The organism is Novosphingobium sp. fls2-241-R2A-195 (assembly GCF_030209485.1).
Taxonomy (GTDB): Bacteria; Pseudomonadota; Alphaproteobacteria; order Sphingomonadales; family Sphingomonadaceae; genus Novosphingobium; species Novosphingobium resinovorum.
Window position 1 is genome coordinate 173,370 of sequence record NZ_JARVRY010000007.1, and the last position, 21,459, is coordinate 194,828.

Annotated in this window: 13 protein-coding genes; 5 read left to right on the plus strand and 8 right to left on the minus strand. The window is 64.5% G+C overall.

The features are described from left to right. Positions 1–24 precede the first annotated feature (24 nt). Both QRN25_RS08270 and QRN25_RS08275 read right to left on the minus strand, forming a co-directional pair. Positions 25–2,553 carry a penicillin-binding protein 1A gene (locus QRN25_RS08270; protein WP_285018602.1) on the minus strand — a complete coding sequence of 843 codons (2,529 nt, stop codon included), beginning with the start codon at positions 2,551–2,553 and terminating at the stop codon, positions 25–27. Between the two features lie 180 nt (positions 2,554–2,733). Further along, positions 2,734–3,603 carry an N-acetylmuramoyl-L-alanine amidase family protein gene (locus tag QRN25_RS08275; protein WP_036524454.1) on the minus strand — a complete coding sequence of 290 codons (870 nt, stop codon included), beginning with the start codon at positions 3,601–3,603 and terminating at the stop codon, positions 2,734–2,736. A gap of 634 nt (positions 3,604–4,237) precedes the next feature. Between QRN25_RS08275 and QRN25_RS08280 the strand changes: the two genes are divergently transcribed. The 5 genes from QRN25_RS08280 to zapE all read left to right on the plus strand — a co-directional run bounded on the left by QRN25_RS08280 (position 4,238) and on the right by zapE (position 11,867). After that, entirely contained in the window at positions 4,238–7,006 is a 2,769-nt protein-coding gene (locus QRN25_RS08280; protein WP_285018605.1) for an Rne/Rng family ribonuclease, read from the plus strand. A gap of 320 nt (positions 7,007–7,326) precedes the next feature. Further along, complete coding sequence (locus tag QRN25_RS08285; RefSeq protein WP_271183498.1) at positions 7,327–8,979, plus strand: FAD-binding protein; 1,653 nt, start codon at positions 7,327–7,329, stop codon at positions 8,977–8,979. 505 nt (positions 8,980–9,484) lie between these two features. Beyond that, entirely contained in the window at positions 9,485–10,267 is a 783-nt protein-coding gene (locus QRN25_RS08290) for a succinate dehydrogenase iron-sulfur subunit (RefSeq protein ID WP_008832647.1), read from the plus strand. Positions 10,268–10,437: 170 nt separating this feature from the next. Beyond that, positions 10,438–10,755, plus strand: a complete 318-nt coding sequence (locus tag QRN25_RS08295; RefSeq protein ID WP_271183499.1) for a PaaI family thioesterase — start codon at positions 10,438–10,440, stop codon at positions 10,753–10,755. Continuing rightward, a complete protein-coding gene (gene zapE, locus QRN25_RS08300) occupies positions 10,752–11,867 on the plus strand; it encodes a cell division protein ZapE (RefSeq protein WP_271183500.1) in 1,116 nt (371 codons plus the stop codon). Before QRN25_RS08295 ends, zapE begins: the two co-directional genes overlap by 4 nt. Before the next feature lie 401 nt (positions 11,868–12,268). Here the strand turns inward: zapE and QRN25_RS08305 are convergent, their stop codons facing one another. The 6 genes from QRN25_RS08305 to QRN25_RS08330 form a co-directional block, all read right to left on the minus strand. Continuing rightward, a complete protein-coding gene (locus QRN25_RS08305; protein WP_271183501.1) occupies positions 12,269–14,572 on the minus strand; it encodes an EAL domain-containing protein in 2,304 nt (767 codons plus the stop codon). Between the two features lie 227 nt (positions 14,573–14,799). Then, positions 14,800–16,695: an XrtA/PEP-CTERM system amidotransferase gene (locus QRN25_RS08310; protein WP_285018657.1), complete on the minus strand. Its 1,896-nt coding sequence runs from the start codon at positions 16,693–16,695 to the stop codon at positions 14,800–14,802. Between the two features lie 11 nt (positions 16,696–16,706). Next, the gene (xrtA, locus tag QRN25_RS08315) at positions 16,707–18,269 is read right to left on the minus strand and encodes an exosortase A (RefSeq protein WP_285018611.1); all 1,563 of its coding nucleotides are present in this window, start codon (positions 18,267–18,269) and stop codon (positions 16,707–16,709) included. Then, positions 18,259–19,509: a TIGR03087 family PEP-CTERM/XrtA system glycosyltransferase gene (locus QRN25_RS08320; RefSeq protein WP_285018613.1), complete on the minus strand. Its 1,251-nt coding sequence runs from the start codon at positions 19,507–19,509 to the stop codon at positions 18,259–18,261. The genes xrtA and QRN25_RS08320 overlap by 11 nt, the downstream gene beginning before the upstream one ends. Next, positions 19,509–20,585, minus strand: coding sequence for a FemAB family XrtA/PEP-CTERM system-associated protein (locus tag QRN25_RS08325; protein WP_285018615.1), 1,077 nt, complete (start codon positions 20,583–20,585; stop codon positions 19,509–19,511). Before QRN25_RS08325 ends, QRN25_RS08320 begins: the two co-directional genes overlap by 1 nt. Further along, positions 20,582–21,454: an XrtA system polysaccharide deacetylase gene (locus QRN25_RS08330; protein ID WP_285018618.1), complete on the minus strand. Its 873-nt coding sequence runs from the start codon at positions 21,452–21,454 to the stop codon at positions 20,582–20,584. The genes QRN25_RS08325 and QRN25_RS08330 overlap by 4 nt, the downstream gene beginning before the upstream one ends. Between the last annotated feature and the right edge of the window lie 5 nt (positions 21,455–21,459).

A 21,459-nucleotide genomic window follows, 5' to 3' on the forward strand; every position in this document is an offset into this window, starting at 1 on the left:
TGTCCCGTCCGGCCCCGGCGGGGATCAGTATACCCCGCCCTGCTCTTCCGCAAAGTTGCCCATGTCACCCGCCGCTGCCGCCGCATTCGCATCGCGCACGTCGCGGGCGCTGCGGATCGAGGCCACCAGCGCGTCGCGGCGGCGGCTGAACTCGTCCTCTGCGGTGTACTGGCGCGGTTCGGTGTCGGGCTTGAAGGCCTCCCAGATTACCGAGGCTTTCGGCTCGTCGGTGGGCTCGACGCCCATGACGCGCTTGCCGGTCACGCGGTCGATGCGGACCATGCGGATGCCTTGCGGCGCCACGAAAGGCTGGTGCGACCAGCGGCCCGGCGTCGCCAGCACCACGTCCTTGAATATCGGCGCGGCGATGCGGCCACCCTGCGCGTAACCGCCCAGCGAGCGCGGCGTATCGTAGCCGATGTAGACGCCGCCCACGTAGTCCTGATTGCCGCCCATGAACCACACGTCGGTCGGGCCGTTGGTGGTGCCGGTCTTGCCGAACATCGGCAGCTTGAGGTCGCGCAGGCGCTCGGCCGTGCCGCGGGTGACGACGCCTTCGAGCATATGCACGGTCTGGTACGCCGTCGGCGCGTCCATCACCTGCTTGCCTACGCGCTGGATGCGCGGCATCGGCTTGCCGTCCCATTGCGCCATGTTGCAGGCGTTGCAGGTGCCCTTGTCGGCCCGCCAGATCACCTTGCCATTGCGGTCCTGCACGTAGTCGATCACCGAGCCGGAGAACTGCACGCCGTTGTTGGCCAGCGCCGCATAGGCGTTGATCATGCGTCCCACCGTCGTCTCGCCCGCGCCGAGTGCGAACGACAGGTACTTCTGGTAATCGCCGATGCCCATGTTGTGGAACGTGCGCGTGACCTTGGCCATGCCCACGTCGTTGGCGATGCGCACCGTCATCAGGTTGCGCGACTGTTCGAGGCCCCAGCGCAGCGTATGGCTGCCCGAGCCGCCCGCGCCGCCGAAGTTACGGAAGCACTTGTTGCCCAGACCCGCGCCCTGGAACACGCAGAAGGTGCCATCGAGCACTTGCGTGGCGGGGGTCATGCCGTTCTGCAGCGCGGTCGCGTAGACGAAGGGCTTGATGGTCGAGCCGGGCTGGCGTTCGGCCTGCGTCGCGCGGTTGAAGCTGTCGATCCCGGAATCGAAGCCGCCCTGCATGGCAAGAATGCGACCCGAACCGGGCTGCTCGATGATCATGCCGCCCGAGACTTCGGGAATGCCGCGAAGCGCCCAGGTGCTACCGCCCACCGGCTGGGCCGCGACCAGATCTCCGACCTTGGCCTTGTCGGAAATACCGGTCAGCGTGGAAACGTTGCCGTCGGAGAAGCCGATGCGCCCTGTGCTGCCCGAGGCATCGAGAATGACGCCGACGCGCCAGTCCTTGTAGTCGATCGTCTTGTTGGCGACGACGAGCTGGCTCTGCCAGTTCTCGAGGTCGCTCAGATGCGCGATCGGCCGCACGAAGCCGCGATTGCCGTGATAGAGCAGCAGCCCCTTGCGCAACGCATCACGCACCGCGACCTGCATCTGCGGATCGAGCGAGGTACGCACCCACAGACCGCCCGCATAGACGCTGTTCGGACCGTCCTCGGCCTTTTCGCCGTACTTCCCGATCAGGCGGCGGCGAACTTCCTCCAGGAAGTAACCGTTCGAAGGTTCGTACGTGCTGGTGCGCTGGGTGACGAGGCCGAGCGGCTCCGCCTTGGCAGCGGCGGCGTCCTGCGCGCTGGCCCAGCCGTTGCGCACCATCTGGTCGAGCACCCAGTTGCGGCGCTCGATCGCGCGGTCCTCGTTCTTCTTGCGGCCGTAGACTTCCGGCGCACGCGGCAGGATCGCAAGGAACGCGCTCTGGCTGAGCGACAGGTCCTCGACGTCCTTGTCGAAATAGGCGCGCGAGGCCGCCTGCACGCCGAACGAACGGCGGCCGAGCGGGATCTCGTTGAGGTAGAGTTCAAGGATCTGCTGCTTGGTCAGCACGCCCTCGATACGGCGGGCGACGATCATTTCCTTGAGCTTGCGCGTCACGGAATACTCGTCGCCGATCAGGATGTTCTTGGCGACCTGCTGGGTGATCGTCGAGCCGCCCTTTGCGCGCACGCCCGAGCCGTACTTGGTGACATAATCCACCACCGCGCCCGCCAGACCACCGACGTCGACGCCGCCGTGCGTCCAGAACGTGCGGTCCTCGGCCGAGAGGAAGGCGTTGACCATCGGCCTGGGGAAATCGACAAAGCGCAGCTGCACGCGCCGTTCGCGGGCGTAGGAATAGACGATCTCGCCGTCCATCCCGCGCACCATCGTCGGCAGCGGCGGCTGGTATTCCAGCAGCTTGTTGGCGTCCGGCAGGTCGTGGGCAAGGAACACCCAGAACGCGGCGATGCCGGCAAAGCCTGCCATGCACAGATAGCCGAAACGGCGCATCCACTTGCGTTCGTGCCAAGCCCTGCGCAGAGCGGCAAGGCGTCCCGGCCCATCGCGGCGGATGCGGTAGGTCGCGTCTTCGGGCGGCTGTTCGCCGGGATCAATCGCGTCGGTCATTGCGTGCGCCCTCTAGCACGGCGTTTTGGCGCAAGGAAACCACTCTCGTCGCAACTCTTCGTCGTCCCGGACCTGATCCGGAACCGCTGGCCGTAAACAGCGCACGAAGCTGCCCGCGGCCTGCCGCCCAAACACCGCCACCGGTCCCGGATCACGTCCGGGACGACGCGTGCAGCCCGCTCAACCACCCGGGTTCCTTGCGAAATAGGCGCGGATCGCCTTCGCGCCCGCCTCCGCCAGAACCTGCTGCCCCTGCTTCGATCCCAGCGCCTGCGCGTCGTCGGGGTTGTTGATGTAGCCGGTCTCGAACAGGATCGAGGGCATGTCGGGCGCCTTCAGCACCGCCAGCGCAGCGGCTTCCGGCCGGTCGCGATGCATGCCAACGCCCGCGTCGCCCAGTTCGCGCAGCAGCAGCGTCGCGACTTGGGTGGAGCGCGCCTGCGCCCCGCGCTGCGAGAGGTCGAGCAGGATCGCGCCCACTTGCGCGCTCGTCTTCGACAGCTTGACGCCGTTCACGCGGTCGGCGCCGTTTTCCCGCTCGGCGAACCGCTCGGCGGCCTGGCTCGATCCCTTTTCCGAGAGGACATAGACACTTGCCCCGCGCGCCGAATCAGCCTCGGCGCTGTCGGCATGGATCGAGACGAACAAGTCCGCGTTCAGCCGCCGGGCGATGTCAGGGCGATCGGCGAGCGCGATGAAGCGGTCGGTGTCGCGCGTCAGGGCCACGCGCAGGCCGCCGCTTGCCAGCAGCTTCTCGCGCAGCGCCAATGCGATCTGCAGCGCCACGGCCTTTTCCTTCAGCGCTCCTGCCCCCGCGCCGGGATCGAAGCCGCCATGGCCCGGATCGATGACCACCAGCGGACGGCTGGCGTCGGGCGGCCCATCGACGCGCGGCAGGTCGATCGGCGCGTTCACCCCGGGCAGGTCGAAGCGGATGACGTAGTCGTAGCCCCCGGCCCGCACCGGCCATACCCCGCTCACCGCGAACGCGGCGGCAAGCACCGCCAGCGGCGCGACGAAGACGAGGATCAACTGCAAGGTGCGCGACATTTGCGCCAAGGACTAAGCCGCGTTTGGCGGGCGGGCAATCCTGCGCCCCCGCGCTTTCCCACAGGCTGGTCAGCCGCTCCGCCCCGGGCCGATGCCCGCCAAATTCCAACGGTCCAAGCAACTTGCCGTCTTGCGTCATGAATGCTAGGCCAGCAGAACCGAGGCGAGGAATGCGCGTCGGTCCTCGCAATCCGGCAATACCATAACCATATGGCGCCGGACAGGACCGGCAGAGCCAGACGCAAGCCTCGGTCCAGGGAGCCGGAAATAATCCTTTTTCCGGAGTGCCTTATCAGGTTGAAGTGAGCCATGAGAAGCCAGTTGCCGCCTTGCCATTCGACGCCCGAAAGGGCGCGGGCGGCGTGGTCGCAACTTTCCGCGCGTTCTAATACGCCGCGCGTGTCTTCGCTCGCAGACGCACATGCTGCCACACATGCTACTGGGGCAGCCACTACTTTCGCCGCGCATGGAGCGCTGGATTGCTCCACCATTGCGCCAAAACTCGCCCCCTCAGTTTGGAACGCCGCCCCAAGTGGCCGCGTCGTGATTCTGCGGGGCGCATTCGCCTACAGTGAACATACGCGCATCCGCCAGGCTGATCCGGCCCGGCGTCGACGCGCACGGAGAATACCAAATGGCAACCCGCATGCTGATCGATGCGCGCCACCCGGAAGAAACGCGGGTGGCGGTCGTCAAGGGAAACCGCATTGAAGAGTTCGACTTCGAGTCGACCGAACGCAAGCAGATCAAGGGGAACATCTACCTCGCGAAGGTGACGCGCGTGGAGCCTTCGCTCCAGGCCGCGTTCGTGGACTTCGGCGGCAACCGCCACGGCTTCCTCGCCTTCAGCGAAATCCACCCGGACTATTACCAGATCCCCAAGGAGGACCGCGAGGCCCTGCTGGCGGAAGAAGCCGCCCACGCCGAGGAAGAAGCCGCCCTGCGCGCCACCGAAGGTGACGACGAGGACGAAGACGGCGGCTACAACGACGATGGCGGCATCACCGAGGTCGACACCTCCGAGAAGGACCACGTCGCCACGATCGAGGACGGCGCGGTCGAGAACCCGTTCCACGCCGACGACGAAGGCGAGCACGGCGACGAAGAGTCCGAAGGCAATAACCGTCGTGGCCGTGGCCGTCGCCGCCAGGGTGGCCGTCCCTCGGGCCGCTCGAAGGAAGCCGACGACCTGCGCGCCAAGCGCATGGCGCTGCGCCGCCGCTACAAGATCCAGGACGTCATCCAGCGCCGCCAGGTGCTGCTGGTCCAGGTCGTCAAGGAAGAGCGCGGCAACAAGGGCGCGGCCCTCACCACCTACCTCAGCCTCGCGGGCCGCTACTGCGTGCTCATGCCGAATTCGAGCCACGGCGGCGGCATCAGCCGCAAGATCAGCTCGGCCTCGGACCGCAAGCGCCTGAAGTCGATCATCGCTGAGATGGACCTGCCCCGCTCGATGGGCTGCATCGTCCGCACGGCGGGCCTCCAGCGCACCAAGACCGAGATCAAGCGCGACTTCGACTACCTCGCCCGCCTGTGGGACGAGCTGCGCGAACAGACCATGCGCTCGGCCGCTCCGGCGCTGATCCACTCGGACAGCGACCTCATCAAGCGCGCCATCCGCGACATCTACAACCGCGACATCGAGGAAGTGATCGTCGAGGGCGAGGCCGGCTATCACGCCGCCAAGGACTTCATGAAGCTCCTGATGCCCAGCCACGGCCGCAAGGTTAAACCTTACGCCGACCCGGTTCCGCTGTTCCAGCGCTTCGGCGCCGAGGACCAGCTGACCGCGATGTACGACCCCGTCGTGCAGCTGCGTTCGGGCGGCTACATCGTCATCAACCCGACCGAAGCACTGGTTTCGATCGACATCAACTCGGGCCGCGCCACCAAGGAGCACGGGATCGAGCAGACGGCGGTTGCCACCAACCTCGAAGCCGCTGCCGAAATCGCCCGCCAGCTGCGCCTGCGCGACATGGCCGGCCTCGTCGTGATCGACTTCATCGACATGGAGTACGGCTCCAACGTCCGCAAGGTCGAGAAGGCGATGAAGGAAGCGCTCAAGAACGACCGCGCCCGCATTCAGGTCGGCCGCATTTCCAGCTTCGGCCTGATGGAAATGAGCCGCCAGCGCCTGCGCACCGGCGTTCTCGAAGCGACCACGCGTTCGTGCCCGCACTGCGACGGCACCGGCCTCGTCCGCACCGCCAGCTCCGCCGGTCTCTCGGCGCTGCGTCTGATCGAGGACGAAGCGGCCAAGGGCAAGGGCATCGTGGTCTCGCTGTTCGCCTCCACCGAGGCGGCGGTCTACATGCTCAACGCCAAGCGCACCGACCTCGCCGACATCGAGGAGCGCTACGGCGTCACCGTCGAAGTCATCCCCGAGGGTGAGAACGAAGGCGCCAAGATGCGCGTCATGTCGTCGGGCCCGCGCAACGAGTTCGTGCCCCGCTTCGAGCCCATCGCCGAGGACGTCGAGGACGACTTCGTCGAGGAAGAGTACGAGGACGAAGAGCTGGAAGCCGAAGAGGCTGCCGAGCGCACCGAAGCGTCCGAGGACGGTGAAGGCCGCCGCAGCAAGCGCCGCAAGCGCCGCCGTGGCCGCAACCGCGATCGCCGCGAGGACGGTGCCGAGACCGCTGAGGTCGAAGCTGCCGACGCTTCGGACGAAGGCGACGACGCCGAAGACGAAGGCGAGAGCATCGTCGAAGCCGAGGGCACCGAGGCCGAGGGTGACGACACCAACGCACCCAAGAAGCGCCGCCGTCGCGGTGGTCGCCGTCGTCGCGGTCGTCGCGGTGAAGGTGAGGCCGAGAACGGCGCAGAGGGCGAGGACGCCGTGATCGGCGCTGAAGGTCTCGAACTGGCTGCCGAAGAAGCCGCGCTGCCGGTCGCCGATGGCGGCATCAGTGCCGAGCCGATCGTCCCGGCCGAACCGGTCGCCGAAGAAGCGCCTGCAAAGCCCAAGCGCACCCGCCGCAAGAAGGTGGACGTCGAAGCCGAAGCCGTCGTCGAAGCGCCCGAACCGGTCGCCGAGGAAGCGCCGGCAAAGCCCAAGCGTACCCGTCGCAAGAAGGTGGACGTCGAGGCAGAAGCCGTCGTCGAAGCGCCCGAACCGGTCGCCGAGGAAGCGCCTGCAAAGCCCAAGCGCACCCGTCGCAAGAAAACGGACGTCGAGGCAGAAGCTGCCGTGGCTCCGGCTCCCGAGCCGGTCGCCGAGGAAGCTCCGGCAAAGCCCAAGCGCACCCGTCGCAAGAAGGCGGACGTCGAGGCGGAAGCTGCCGTGGCTCCGGCTCCCGAGCCGGTCGCCGAACCCGAGGTCGCCGCTGAGGCTGCTCCGGCTGACGCGGAAGCCTCTCCGACGCCGCGCCGTGGCTGGTGGCAGCGCACTTTCGGCGAGTAATCGCTAAAAGTCTGAAAACGCAGGCGCCGCGCGCGATCCCAAGGGGTCACGCGCGGCGTCTTTGCGTTCAGGGCCGATTCCCCTGTTTCGTCATTGCGAGCGCAGCGAAGCAATCCAGGGCGGTTTACGCGGCCGTGGATTGCTTCGCTGCGCTCGCAATGACGTCACTTTGGGAGGCCCGAAGGCACCGTGCCCTATGACATGTCGGAGTGGCTGTCCGTCCCCGCCGAAACCTACAGTGCCCGCATAAAGAACAAGCGGCGCAGGCGGTCTTCCGCCGATCCTGTCGTCCGCGAACGGCCTGTTGGGAGACGGACTGGATGACACAAGACGCGAATTGGGATCTCGAGGCCGACGTCGTCGTGCTCGGATCGGGCGGCGCAGCCATGACGGCGGCCATCGCCGCGCATGACTTCGGCGCGAAGGACGTGGTGATCCTCGAAAAGACCGGCATGGTCGGCGGCACCACCGCAATGTCGGGCGGCATGCTGTGGATTCCGGGCAACCACCACCAGCTCGAAGCAGGCATTACCGAAGACGACGAAGATGTCGTCGCCTATCTCGACTCGCTGGCACCCGGGGCGCTCGATCCCGATACGCTCATGGCCTTCATGGAAACCGGGCCGGAGATGATCCGCTATCTCGCGGACAAGACGCCGGTTCGCTTCCACGCCTATGCCGATTTCCCCGATTACCAGCCCTATATGCCCGGCGCCAAGCCCGACGGCGGCCGCTCGCTGGATAACGATGCCTTCTCGTTCGAACGGCTCGGCAAATGGGCGACCCGCGTGAACCCGACCAAGATGGCCTACCCGGTGCGCGGCAGCCTGATGGAAGCGATCAACGGCACGCTGGACGAAGCGACGCTCGCCGAGCGCGAGGCAGGCGATTATCGCGGTCTGGGTCAGGCACTGGCGGGATCGCTGTTCCTGGCGGTGATCGATCGCGGCATTCCGGTCGAATTCGAGAAGCGCGCGCGCAAGCTCGTGAAAGACGGTGATCGCGTGATCGGCGTCGTCGCCGAGGATGCGGGTGGCCGCGATTACCGCGTGCGCGCCCGGCGCGGCGTCGTCATCGCCACCGGCGGTTTCGAATGGAACGAGACGCTGGTGAAGACCTTCCTGCGTGGCCCCCTCACCGGCCCGGTCAGCGTGCCCGAGAACGAAGGCGATGGTCTGCTCATGGCGATCGAGGCGGGCGCCCAGCTCGGCAACATGCAGCACGCCTTCTGGCAGCAGAGCGTACTGGAATTCCAGCCCCAGCACCGCGCCGCCAAGCCCAATTATCTGCTCGGTTCGGACGAACGCGCGCGCCCCGGCGCGATCCTCGTCAACCGTGCGGGCAAGCGCTTCGTGAACGAGGCGGCCAACTACAACGCCATGGGCAAGGCGCTCCACGCCTTCGATGCAGGTACGCACGCCTACGCCAACCTGCCGTACTGGCTGATCATCGACCAGCGCTATCGCAGCAAGTACCAGACCTTCAACACGCCCCCGGGCGGCCCCGTGCCCTCGTTCATGATGCAGGCCGACACGCTGGAGGAACTCGCCGAAAAGGCCGGGATCGATCCGCAGGGGCTCGCGGCGACGGTGACGCGCTTCAACGATCTGGTCCGCAAGGGCCACGACGACGACTTCAACCGCGGCGACAACACCTACGACAACTTCTACATGTGGGGCGATGCGGAGTTCGAACCGCCTTACCGCACGCTCGGCGTGATCGATCAGGGGCCATTCTTCGCGGTGAAGATGGAAGCCGGGGCGCTCGGCACCGCCGGTGGTCCGAAGACCAACGCCGATGCGCAGGTCCTCGACTGGAGCGGCAATCCGATACAGGGCCTCTACGCGGCGGGCAACGTCATGTCGGCGGTGCTGGGCGAGGCCTACGGAGGCGCAGGCGGCACGCTCGGTCCGGGCATGACCTTCGGCTACATCGCCGGAAAGCACCTCGGCACGCATCTGCCGAACTACTGACCGCCGCTTTCCTACAGGGACATGGGCGGAGTATTTTTCCGGCCATGTCCTCTTGCGTTCTCACTCTTTTGTTTTCGATCCGAGGCACCGTGTTCCGGCTCGCGGCTTTCCGTCGCAAGGTGACAGGTCCGGCCCGCAAGGTGACACCCCGGGATCGTAAAGTGACACCCAAGGTGACACATCGGCGCCGCAAGGTTACACACAAGGTGACACATTCCAGCACAGGAATGGCGGATTTTCGTGGGATGGCAGCGGCCAGACCGCGCAAAGTGACACCTTTTCCCTCTGGACCGTGTAAACCGTGTAAACCTCGACGCCCGCGACTTTCGCAACGGCACTTGCGCGCCATGCGCCCGCAAGGCCCGCTGCAGCGCCGATATCGGTGCATTTCCCGATATTCCACCGCTCACCTCTCCATAGTCACCTCTTGCCCTATGCGGACGAATCGCTAGAGGGGGACCACAAAGCGGTTCATGCCGCACTGCAAGATCACGGGGATTCTACCATGGCGACCTTCACCCTCCCGGCGAACAGCAAGATCAGCAAGCGCGGCAACGTGCACAAGGCTGAGGGCGCCACCAAGGTCAAGAAGTTCACCGTCTACCGCTACGACCCGGACTCGGGCGAAAACCCGCGCTACGACCAGTTCGAGATCGACCTCGATGCGTGCGGTCCGATGGTCCTTGACGCGATCATCAAGATCAAGAACGAGATCGACCCCTCGCTGACGTTCCGCCGCTCGTGCCGCGAAGGCATCTGCGGTTCGTGCGCAATGAACATGAACGGCAAGAACGGCCTCGCCTGCACCACCGCGATCGAGGACCTGAAGGGTGACATCCGCATCACCCCGCTGCCGCACATGGATGTGATCAAGGACTTGGTTCCCGATTTCACGCACTTCTACGCGCAGTACGCCTCGATCCGTCCCTGGCTGCAGACCGTCTCGACCACCCCGTCGGGCAAGGAGCGCCTGCAGAGCCCCGAACAGCGCGAGAAGCTGGACGGCCTCTACGAGTGCATCCTGTGCGCGTGCTGCTCGACCTCGTGCCCGAGCTACTGGTGGAACTCCGACAAGTTCCTCGGCCCGGCGATCCTGCTGCAGGCCTACCGCTGGCTCGCCGACAGCCGCGACGAGATGACCGGCGAGCGCCTTGACGAGCTGGAAGATCCCTTCCGCCTCTACCGCTGCCACACCATCATGAACTGCGCGAACGTGTGCCCGAAGGGCCTCTCGCCCGCGCGCGCCATCGCCGAAATCAAGAAGATGCAGGCCGAGCGACAGGTCTGACAGGACAGGTCTGATCGGGCTGCGTCGCCGTGGTGCAGAATGCATTCGTCCATGAGCCGGACCCGGAGTTTCCGGGCTGGCACACATGGGAACTGAACGAGGGACCTCGGTTCAACTCCCATGGGCTGGGCCGGATGATCGTCCGCCCGGATGGCCCGCGGAGCGCGTGCTTGCGACTGCTTGAAGTCGACGAGCGGCACAGCAACATCCTCGATGCGATCCACGGCGGCGTCACCCTGGCGATGATCGACGTGGGCATGTTCGCCGCCGCCTGCCTTATCGTCGGCCCGGCAATGATCGGCGGCGTGACGCTGGAACTGACCAACCAGTTCATCGGCGCCGGCCGCATCGGCGAGCCGCTCGACGTCGTGTCCGAAGTGATGAAGGAAACCGGTCGCCTCGCATTTATGCGCGGCACCGTGCAGCAGGGCGACCATCTCGTCGCCAGCTTCATGGGTACCTTGCGCAAGCCGGGCGCGCCACGATGAGCGCGATGCTCGAACGCTACGAGGCGCTGGTCGCGACCGGCGAACTGCGCTCCGATCCGGAGCAGGCAGCGGCCGCCGAGCGACTGAGCCGTTTGCAACGCGAATTCTACAAGTCGTCGTCCTCGACCGGTCTTTTCGGCAAGCTGCTGGGCAAGAAGGCCGTCACGCCGCGCGGCGTCTACATGTGGGGCGGTGTCGGACGCGGCAAGTCGATGCTAATGGACCTGTTCGTCCAGACGCTCGACATTCCCGGCAAGCGCCGCGTGCACTTCCACGCCTTCATGCTGGAAGTCCACGCGCTCCTGCGCGACGAGCGCAAGAAGGAAACCGGCGACCCGATCCCGCCGGTCGCCGCCGCCATTGCTAGAAACGTGCGTTGCCTCGCCTTCGACGAGATGGTGGTCAACAACTCGGCCGATGCGATGATCATGAGCCGGCTCTTCACGTACCTGATCGCCAACGAAGGCGTGACGATCGTGACGACGTCGAACCGCGCGCCCTCCGAGCTCTACAAGGACGGTCTCAACCGCGAGCATTTCCTGCCGTTCATCGGACTGATCGAGCAGGAACTCGACGTCCTGACCCTGAACGGCCCGACGGACTATCGCATGCAGCGCCTCGGTGGCATGGCGACCTGGCACGAACCGCTCGGAGAACCTTCGACGGAAGCTGCGCGAGAGGCGTTCTACCGTCTCACCGACTACCCCCCCGAAGACAGCGAACATGTTCCGTCGGCGGATATCGACGTCGGCGGCGGCCGGATGCTTCACGTCCCGAAGAGCCTCAAGGGCGTCGGCGTGTTCAGCTTCAAGCGGCTCTGCGGGGAGGCTCGCGGTGCGGCGGACTACCTCGCGATCGCCCGCGCCTATCACACGGTGATCCTCGTCGGCATTCCGAAGATGGGGCCGGACCGTCGAAATGAGGCGGCACGCTTCGTGACGCTTATAGACGCACTCTACGAAAACAAGGTCAAGCTGATTGCAGCTGCTGATGCAGCTCCTGAGGATTTGTATGAATCCGGGACTGGACGGTTCGAATTCGACCGCACGATCAGCCGCCTTAATGAAATGCAGAGCGCAGATTACCTCGCACTCGGCCACGGCGAAGGCTGAACTTCGTTAACAAGTCCCGAATCGGGATGCGCTTCGTTATGCCGAAGCCGCATAATTTTGCGCGGCATCGTCCGATATATTAGTTGGTTAACCAACTAATGGCGGCGGTTTGCATGCACATCTGGCGCTATTACCCATTCCCATTTGCACAAACATATGCAGTAGATAAAGAAAAAGCGCTTTCCAAAAGACAGGAGTTCTTCTGGAAAGCGCTTCTTTTTATTTGCAGTGATCCGAGTCAATTATCTCGGACTAGTGCAACGGAAATCTCTATTAGAGACCGCCGCCCCACCAACCACCGCCCCAGATGTCCTTGTTCATCTTCATTCCCCATGTGAACGACCGCATTGCTACGGTCGAACTCATGGATAATAGTTAGTTAACGAGTCATCAAGGAATTTTTAACCAATCAAACGCGCCCTCCGGCCGGATACGAAGTCCAAGAAATCCCGAAATGGGACAGGGCGACTCACATGATAACCCTGAACTAGATCACAATTGAGGCCTGACAGCATCTCCAAAACCTTAGCAGTCTCGACACCTTCGGCCACGACGACGCGGTCCAGCGAGTGCGCCATCTCGATGATCGACTGCACTAGCAGCAGATCTTCCTTGCTACCCTCCATCGACGACACGAATGTCTTGTCGATCTTCACTTCGCTTGCAGGCAGGTAGCGCAGATAATCGATCGTCGCGTTACCGGTGCCGAAGTCGTCGATCGAAAGGCGCAAACCGGACTGGACCAGGCGCTGGAGCATCTGGAACGTCTTGGAGCTGCGATCGAGACGATCGGTTTCAGTGATTTCAAGAATCAGGCGGTTAGGCGAAAGGCCATGCGCCGCGAGAATTTCCGCGATCATTCCAGGCAAGCCCGGATTGCGCAGGAGTTGGGCCGAAATATTGACGGACATCGTCATCTCGTACCCATGGCGCTCCAGTTCGACTGCAACCCTCACCGCGTCGTTGATGACGAAACGGGTGATGCGCTCGATCCGGTGAAATTCCTCGGCAATGCGGATGAACTTATCCGGGCTAATCGGTCCGCGCTCGGGATGAGTCCAGCGAACCAGAGCTTCGGCTCCGCTGATGCGGTTCGACCGCAAGTCGAGCTTAGGCTGGTAGGCCACCCAGACTTCCCCGTTGTCGATCGCGCGATCCAGCGATGTCAGCAGCGAGATTTCCCACTGCGCCTCATGCTTGCGGGCATCGTGTTGATAGACCAGTTCGTCATTTCGCACGGCTTCTTCGGCTGCCTGCATGGCGCTGGCGACCCGGCCCGAAAGCGGACGATCGAAATCCGAGTCGATGCCGCAGTTGAACGACAGGTCGATGTCGATACCACCTACCTGGATGCCATTCTGGACGATCCTGTGCAAACCTTCGAGATTCTCGAAGAGGTCGAAAGTGCTGCGGATAGATGACAGCCAGACGAACATTCCGCCTTCGTGATAGATCAGGACGCTTTCGTCACTGATGCGGATACGTCGCACGATCTCCTTGGCGAGTTGCGCTTCGACATGCTCGGCGAAGCTGCCGATGATCCCACCGTAGTTGCGGATTTTCAGGGCAACCAGAATGCGCGTGGACAGATCAGGCGAATTGCGCAAAGCCTGAACGCTGGGCAAGCCCGAACCTGTGTTGGTTTCTCCCGCCTCCTCGACCCTGTCGAGGTTCCGCATACGAATGACAGCCACCAGCGCCACGGAAAAGGCAGGAATGACCTCAACCTGGACATTTACATAGTCCAAAAGGAACGGCACAGCACCCACCACCGCAACCAGGCCCGTAAAACGGTAGACGTCAAGGACGCGCCCTCGGCCAAGACCCGATGCAATAACGACCAGAACCAGCAGGTATGCAGGAAACCAGCCATACTCACGCGGCATGCCAAGCTTCAGAGTATCGGCGCCAATCGCATGGAAATAGCCCCCCGGTGCGTTAACGTCCTGACCGGGGATCGAATGAATATCATTGAAGGTTACTGCAGCCGGAACAATCAGAACATTCTTGCCGCGAACAAGCGAATGATCGAAATGACCGCGCATCACATCGATATAAGTTAAAGTGGGATACGAACTGACGGCGATTGAAAAGTCCGGGAAGAACAGTTCGTCGGTGCTGCCATTCACCCCGGCAATCGCAGCTGCAAGGGAGGGAATCTTGCCCACCGGGCTTCCAGATGCATAAGGAAGCTGGACGTTCTGATTGAGTGGGCGATGGCGAACCAGCACCGATGCCACTCCGGCATGGTCGCGATAAGCCTGAAGCGGAATCTTGCCGGCAAAGTTACCCATCTGGCCATTGCTGTCCACCGCAGCACCCAGCACCACCTTTCCATGGTTCGCCTTCAGCGCTGCCACAAACTTGGCATCGTCAGCTGCGTTACCCGGCATCGAAAACGACCGGTCGAAGAAGACTCGCTTTGCGCCTGCAGCAAAGAGTTGGTTGATCGCATCTGCGTCGTTACCATGAGAGATGTCATTGGCGCCGAGTTGGATAAGAGTCTGAGAGTCCTGCAGAACGATGGCGATGTCGCCGCTCGCCGGCTGTGTGCGGGACATCCAGCGCACGTTGCGCAAGTAGTCCTCAAGCGGCAGACCAAGACCGCTGATACCCATCGCAAGGCCCGTCAACGCTGCCCAGAAAACGATCCGGACACGCGGCCTTTTCCAGAAGCTGCGAAACTGCCCCCACACGTCGGTCATGGCTTTCCCCCTGCCCGAACCGTGAGGTTGCCCCAGGCGCACTTCACCAGCGCGGCAGGCTTCCGCTCTGAATACTGGTGATGGCGACCGATTCTGTTCATTCATGCCCTGCAAATGAGGCTCTGGTGGGCATGAGCTATCGCAAAGATACTAAGAAACTGTGTAGTTAATGGCGTGGTCCGGCCGAAACGCCGAATTTCCGGGCAAAGCGCCGTCAAGCGGGCTGATCAATTGACACCCAGCGAGGTAAATGCCTTGTCAAGCATGAGCATCTGCCAGAGCAATCGGGAATTGTCCGAAGTTCCCGATACATGCGCGTCGACGAGACCCAAGAGGCGCCGCTGGTCGAACCAGCCGGTGCGCGCCAAGGCAGTTCCTCCCGCAATGTCACGGGCCGTTTCGGCGAGCGGACCACGAAACCATTGCGCGATCGGCGTCACGAAGCCCTGCTTGGGCCTAAAGAGCACGTCATCGGGCAGATAGCGCCGCATCGCCCGCTTCATCAGCCACTTGCCCTGCCCGCCCTGTACGCGCATCCGCTCCGGCAAGCTCGCCGCGAATTCGATCAGGCGGTGATCCAGCAGCGGCTCGCGCGCCTCGAGGCTGACCGACATGCTCGTGCGATCGACCTTGGTGAGAATGTCGCCCGGCAGCCAGACCTTGAGGTCTGCATATTGGGCGCGATCGAGCCCGGAACGAGCCGGCGCCCCGCGCATCAGCGCGAGCACCGGATCCTCGGCGCGGTAATCGCCTCGCAGACGGCGGAACTCGTCGGAATAGAGGCGGTCGCGCAATTCGGGCGGCAGAAACGCCATGGAACGCGCGTAGCCTTGCGCAGAATCACCCGCCAGCGCGAGAAGGGTCGATTTCGCGCGCAACGGCCGCGGAGCCCAGTCGGCCTTCGGATAGACCTTACCAAGCGCTCCGAATACCGGCCCCCGCAGCGATTGCGGCAACAACGCCCTGACCCTGTCCTCGCCGGCCTGGAACACATGCCGGCGATAGCCACCGAGCGCCTCATCGGCACCGTCCCCCGACAGCGCCACCGTGACCGATTCACGCGCCAGCTGGCAGACCCGCCACGTCGGGAGGGCAGAGGCGTCGGCGAACGGTTCGTCGAACATGCCCGCGAGCTGGTCGATGGCGGCGAAGTCGTCGGGGGAAACGATCCGAGAGGCGTGGTTCGTGCCGAAGCGCTGCGCGATCTTCGTCGCATAGGCACTCTCATCAAGCCCGGCGACATCGAATCCGATCGAGCAGGTGCGTACCGGATTGCCGCTCGCTTCGGCCATGAACGCGACGACGCTGGAACTGTCGACACCGCCCGACAGGAACGCGCCCAACGGGACATCGGCGACCATGCGAGATGACACCGCCTGGCGCATCAGATGCAGCAGTTCGGCCTCAAGGTCGGCGGGTTTACCCTTGCGCCGTTCTGCAAAGGAGACGTCCCACCACTGCGCCGGGCGCGGCATCGGCGCCCCATGCCGCAGCAGCAAAGAATGTCCCGCCGGCAGTTTGGAGACGCCCTTCAGGATGGCGCGATCGTCAGGGACATAGCCCCAGGTGAGGTAATCCTCGACGGCCAGCGGGTCGATCTCCCGCCGTAGCAGCGGATGAGCGGTCAGGGCCTTGAGTTCGGAGCCAAAGGCCAGGCTTCCGTCGCTCAACTGCGCGTAGTACAGCGGTTTCACGCCCAGTCGATCGCGCGCAAGGAACAGCGTGCGTGCATCCAGATCGTAGATCGCGAAGGCGAACATGCCGAACAGCCGAGTGACGCAATCCGGCCCCCAGCGCCGCCAGGCTGCCAGAATGACCTCGCTGTCGCCATCGGTGCGGAAATGCTCCCCAGCCGCCTTCAACTCATGCCGCAGTTCGCGGTAGTTGTAGATCTCGCCGTTGAAGACGAGCATCGCGCGGCCATCGAGAGAGGCCATGGGTTGCGGTGAGCCTGCCAGGTCGATGATCGACAGGCGGCGATGCCCCAGGGCAACGCCCGGTGCCGTCCATACGCCCTGCCCGTCAGGCCCACGATGCGCGATGGCGTCGCACATAGCCTCGACCCGGGCGCGATCGACCGGCTTGGGCGTTTCCAGATGATAGATTCCAGCGATCCCGCACATCGTCGCTCGACCTACCTGACCTGAGCGATACCGTCCATCCAGCGCGCAAGCGATCCGGTGGAGGCGCGGAAGGAAGCGATCGACTGCTCGGCCATGCCACGCGGAATGTCTTCGGCGGAAAGAATCAGCATGGTCGTGGGTTCCGCCCGGAACAGCAGATGGTCGGCGATCACCGCGAGCTTGAGCCGGGCATTGCTCCCGCTCAAAAGGGCGCCCTGACGATACCACGTCATGGCCAACCGCTCGACACTGCCGTTGCCGAGGAGGCGTTCGCCCTTTCCACCTTCGAGAGAGGGCCCGGGTGCCTGCCACGCCCAGGCGCTGGCGGGGACTAGCGCGCCCTGGCCGAAACCGCCGGCCTCGCGCCCTTCTCCCTGACTGGCATAGAGCGCGACGAAGACATCGACCTGATGCCCCCTGGCATCGCGGTAGCGCCCGAGGAGGCGATGATCGGAACCTTGAGCGCGCGGTTCCCACCAGATCGCCGGCGCGTAGTCCACGCGGGTCCATCCCTCGACTACAGGCAGGTCGATGCGCGCGGGCATCGGCGCGGCGATAGTATCCGCCGCAAGCGCCCAGCACCGCGCCGCGCCCAGCACGAGCGCGAACCCGACCAACGCTGCAGTGCCGGGAAAGGCGAAGCCCTCCAGACGACCCAGCCAGGAGGCATTCTCAATGGCGACAAGGTCGATCACCGGAGCATTCAGGGGCCGATCGAAAAATCGCCAGGCGCACGCGATCACCAGCGCCAGCACGATCGCGAAGAAGAACCAGCCGTAGACGATATGGTCGAAGCCCGCCGCCGCCTCGATACCGAAAATCTGGGCGGCATAGATCGTACCCCAGGCACGAACGCCATTCGCCAGGATAGGTACGGCCACGCAGGCCAGCAGCATCGCCGTACGGCGGCGCCAGCTCAGAAAGCAGACATTGGCCGCAAGAACGCCGAATGCGGCCATGGCAATGAGGAACTTCACGCCCGAACAGGCTTCAGCGACCTCGAAGAGACCGGCCGGCGTATTGATGAAGACACCGTCGATCTCGGCGGGAATGCCGCTGAGGTGCGTCAGGGCGATTGTGATCTCGGCGGTAATCGTCTGCAGGACGTTTACCAGTTCCTCACCGACGGGGACCAAGAACACAAGATAGCCGAGTGGGAACACCAGCGCCACGCTGATTCTGACACCAAGGATCAAGGGGACGCATGCCCCCAGCATGGCCACGACTCCCGCCTGCCGGGCAAGGTCCAGCCCCGACATTGCCCCTAGCAACCACAGGAACGCCGCGCCCGAAAGCAAGGCCAGGCCCGGCCACCAGGCCAGGGGCGTAAGCTGCTCCAACTGTGGCCAGCGCTGCCAGACTAGCCAGCCGAGGATCACAGGGATCAGCAGGACATGGTTGTAGGTGGAAATGTCCCACCACTGCCGCGCCATCGCCGCCCAGTCTCCCGCAAAGCCGGCCAGCAGCACCAGCCATGCCGCGCCGAGGCGCGGGAGAGCGCCGCGCCATTGCGGCGAAAGAGCGCGCCACGCACGGGCGGGCCCCGCAATGGATGCGGCCAGCTCAGGCGACATCCGTAAGCGCCTCGCTCATCGTTCCGAGATATTCGGGAAGGCGCGCCAGTGCGGCCTCCCAGCTGGCATTGCCGACGATCCACGTCCGGGCAGCAGCACCCATCAGTTTCGCGGCCTCTGGCGCGCGCGCGAGGTCGAGGACGGCTTGTGCCATCGCGGCATCGCCGTCACGTATCGCGAAATCACGCCCGTCGAGCGCGTCGATGCCGATCGCCGCGCCAGGGGAAAGAACTACGGGCAAGCCCATCGCCATCGCTTCAAGTACCTTGTTCTGCACACCGCGCGCGATTTCGAGCGGCACCAGGGCGACATCCGCAGCGGTGAGCCACGGCCGGATGTCATCCACCCTGCCCCAGACTTGGATGCCATCCCGTCCCGAGCGGTCCCGCAGAACCGGTGGCGGATTGCGCCCTACGATATGCAGCGTGGCGTCGGGACAGGTCTGGCGCACGAGGGGCAACACGCGATCGATGGCGCGCGTGGCGGCCTCGATGTTGGGCGCGTAGTCCATCTGTCCGGTGAAGACGATGCGCGGCGCGCCCTTCTCTATCATGCGCGGTTCCGGGCTTACTGCGCCGGGGTCGAAATATGCGGCGTCAAGGCCATTGCCCATTGCCCGCACGCGGCCATGCTCGCCGTAACGCTCTCCATGGCTATCACTGGCGAGGCGCGAACGCAGGAGGCCCACTTCGGCGCCGCTTATCAGCAACGTGACGGAGGCACCTGCGCATATCCTCGCCTCTTCCTGGCGCAGAAGGCGGCCTTCTCGCCGCTCCATCCATGATCGAAAGCCACGTCCTTTCGCGGCGTAGGCTTCGAACTTGGCGGAGTCGACGTCCACCAGGTCGGCAACGACGCGGCCACGGAATTCGCCGGGCACGTACTGGGCCATCTGGCCGGAGAAAACGTAGACGGTATCGATGTCCCGCTCGGCAAGCAGGTCGCGCACATAGGCTTCGAGCTGCTTGTCGTAAAACGCGGTGAGGCTGATCGGCCGACCGCTGGCCAGTGCCTGCACTCCGGCGACCGGCAGCGACTTGGACCGCTCGACCAGGCGATAGCTTGCGGCAAGGTTGGCCAGGTCCGGCTCGAACGCACGGTCCTGCTCGTCGTCGCAGAATGTGGCCACGTGCACCGGAGCCAGTGCGGCAAGCGCCTTGAGCACGTGATGGGAGCGTATCTTGTCACCGCGATCCGGGGGAAACGGGATGCGGTGCGCCAGGAACAGAATTTCACCCATTAACCGATACCGCGTGCAATCAGGGGGCCGAGGCGATTGGCCACTGCCAGAGGCAGCCGCTGCCACAGCTTGATCTGCAGCGAGAGCTTGCCGCTCGTCGGGTCGGCATCGCGCCTGGCAATGCCGGGAGCCGTCCAGGTCGCATACGTCAGCGGCTCTGGCTCGAAGCCCCAGTTGCGCTTGAAATTATAGGCCCCGCTGTCCGTCTTCGAGCGGCCGAAGTCGAATACCGTGCAGCCGCGCCGCCGGGCGTGGAGCATGAGTTCGTAGTACATCCGGTCGTTGCCTCTGAGGCGCCGGGCGTCCCAGGTTCCGCCGCCCCAATACGGCATGACGGCGCCCTGATGATAGACGCTGATGACGCTCGCCACCGGCACGCCCTGATGCCGCACCGTGAGAATGTCCGCATCGTCGCCGAAACCATCGATGACCGCATCGAGCAGCGCTCGGGGAAAGACCGGCGTGCCGAGGTTGCGATAGCTTTCGCAGAACACGGCGTAATGCGCGGCGCGATCCGCTTCCGCAGTGCCTATCTCGATCGTCAGGTCCATGCCCAGCGAGCGGCGCACTTCGGCGCGCTGCTTGCGCGGGATGTCCAGCAGTTGCGCTTCGTCGTCAGCCGCGAGCGGGCGGGCGAAGTTGGCGTGTGAACGGGTCTTGAGTGCCCAGCCTTCGCCCGCCGGAGGAAGTACCCCGCCGCGAAGTTCGATCGTCGGGCAGGTGAGGCGCAGTGCCAGTTCCTCAACGGCGGCGAATACGGCGGTGGTATCGGCGTCCCCGGTCGCCAGCAGCCCGCCGCCGACCGCGAACCCGGTCGAGGCCAGCAGTCGGCCGAATACCGGCGAATGAATGGCATCGAGCGGCAGGAAAGCAACGATCTCGCCCCCCTTCTCCTGAACGAGCGCCAGCGCGCGGTTGCCGGTCGCCTTTGCCACCGAGACGAACCATGCGGGGCGATGGAACGGCGTCCCCTGCGGATGGCGCGCCACGAAGCCTTGAAGGCGCGCGACCTCGCCCGGGTCGGTCAGATCGACGAGACGGACTTGCGCGGTCAGTGGCACGAAGGGCGCGTTCATGCAGCGAAGGCCAGCGGTTCGGCGCGCAAGGCTTCGCGCGCGGCCAGTTCGTCCATGCGGCCCCAGCGGAATTCGCCGACCAGTCGCTCCAGCTTGTCGGCCATCACCGACAGGTTCGTGTAGTGCCGGAAACGCGAGCGCAGCGGCGCCCCTTCGACGCGGGGCTGGCCGGGATCGATCTCCCACGGGTGGAAGTAGAACACCGCCGGGCGCCGATCATCGCGGTTCACCTGCCGGATCGCCCAGCGCGAGAACCCGTAAGGAAGCACCCGAAAGAAGCCGCCGCCGCCAGCCGCCAGCCGCCGTCCGGCGAACCGGGCGGTCGTGACCGGGATCTCGATCAGTTCGGCATCGGCGATCGGCCGGAAGGCAAAGCGCGGAGCTTCCCGCCAGCCATAATGGTCATGCGCGATCGGAGCCACGCTGGAGCTATAGGCATAGCCCTGCTCCGCCAGCACCTCGAAGGCCCAGGGCGTACGGGCATCGATCGAGAAGCTGGGCGCGCGGTAGCCTTTGACCGTCTGGCCCGAGGCGTCCTCGATCACCTTGCGGGCACGGTCGATGTCGGCGGCGAAGGCCTTCCTGCCGAGACGGAACACGCGCTCGTGATCCCAGCCATGGCTGGCGACCTCGTGGCCTTCTTCGGCGATCCGCCACATCAAGGCGGGATTCCGTTCCGCCACCCAGCCGAGGGTGAAGAACGTGCCCTTCACCCCCGCGTCGGCGAAAAGCCGCAGGATTTCGTCGCAGTTACGCTCGACGCGCGTGGCCAGCGAGTTCCAGTTCTCCCGGTCGATCACCTTCTCGAAGGCGCCGACCTGGAACCAGTCCTCGACATCGACCGAAAGGCCGTTGATCGGCACCGACATGGGGT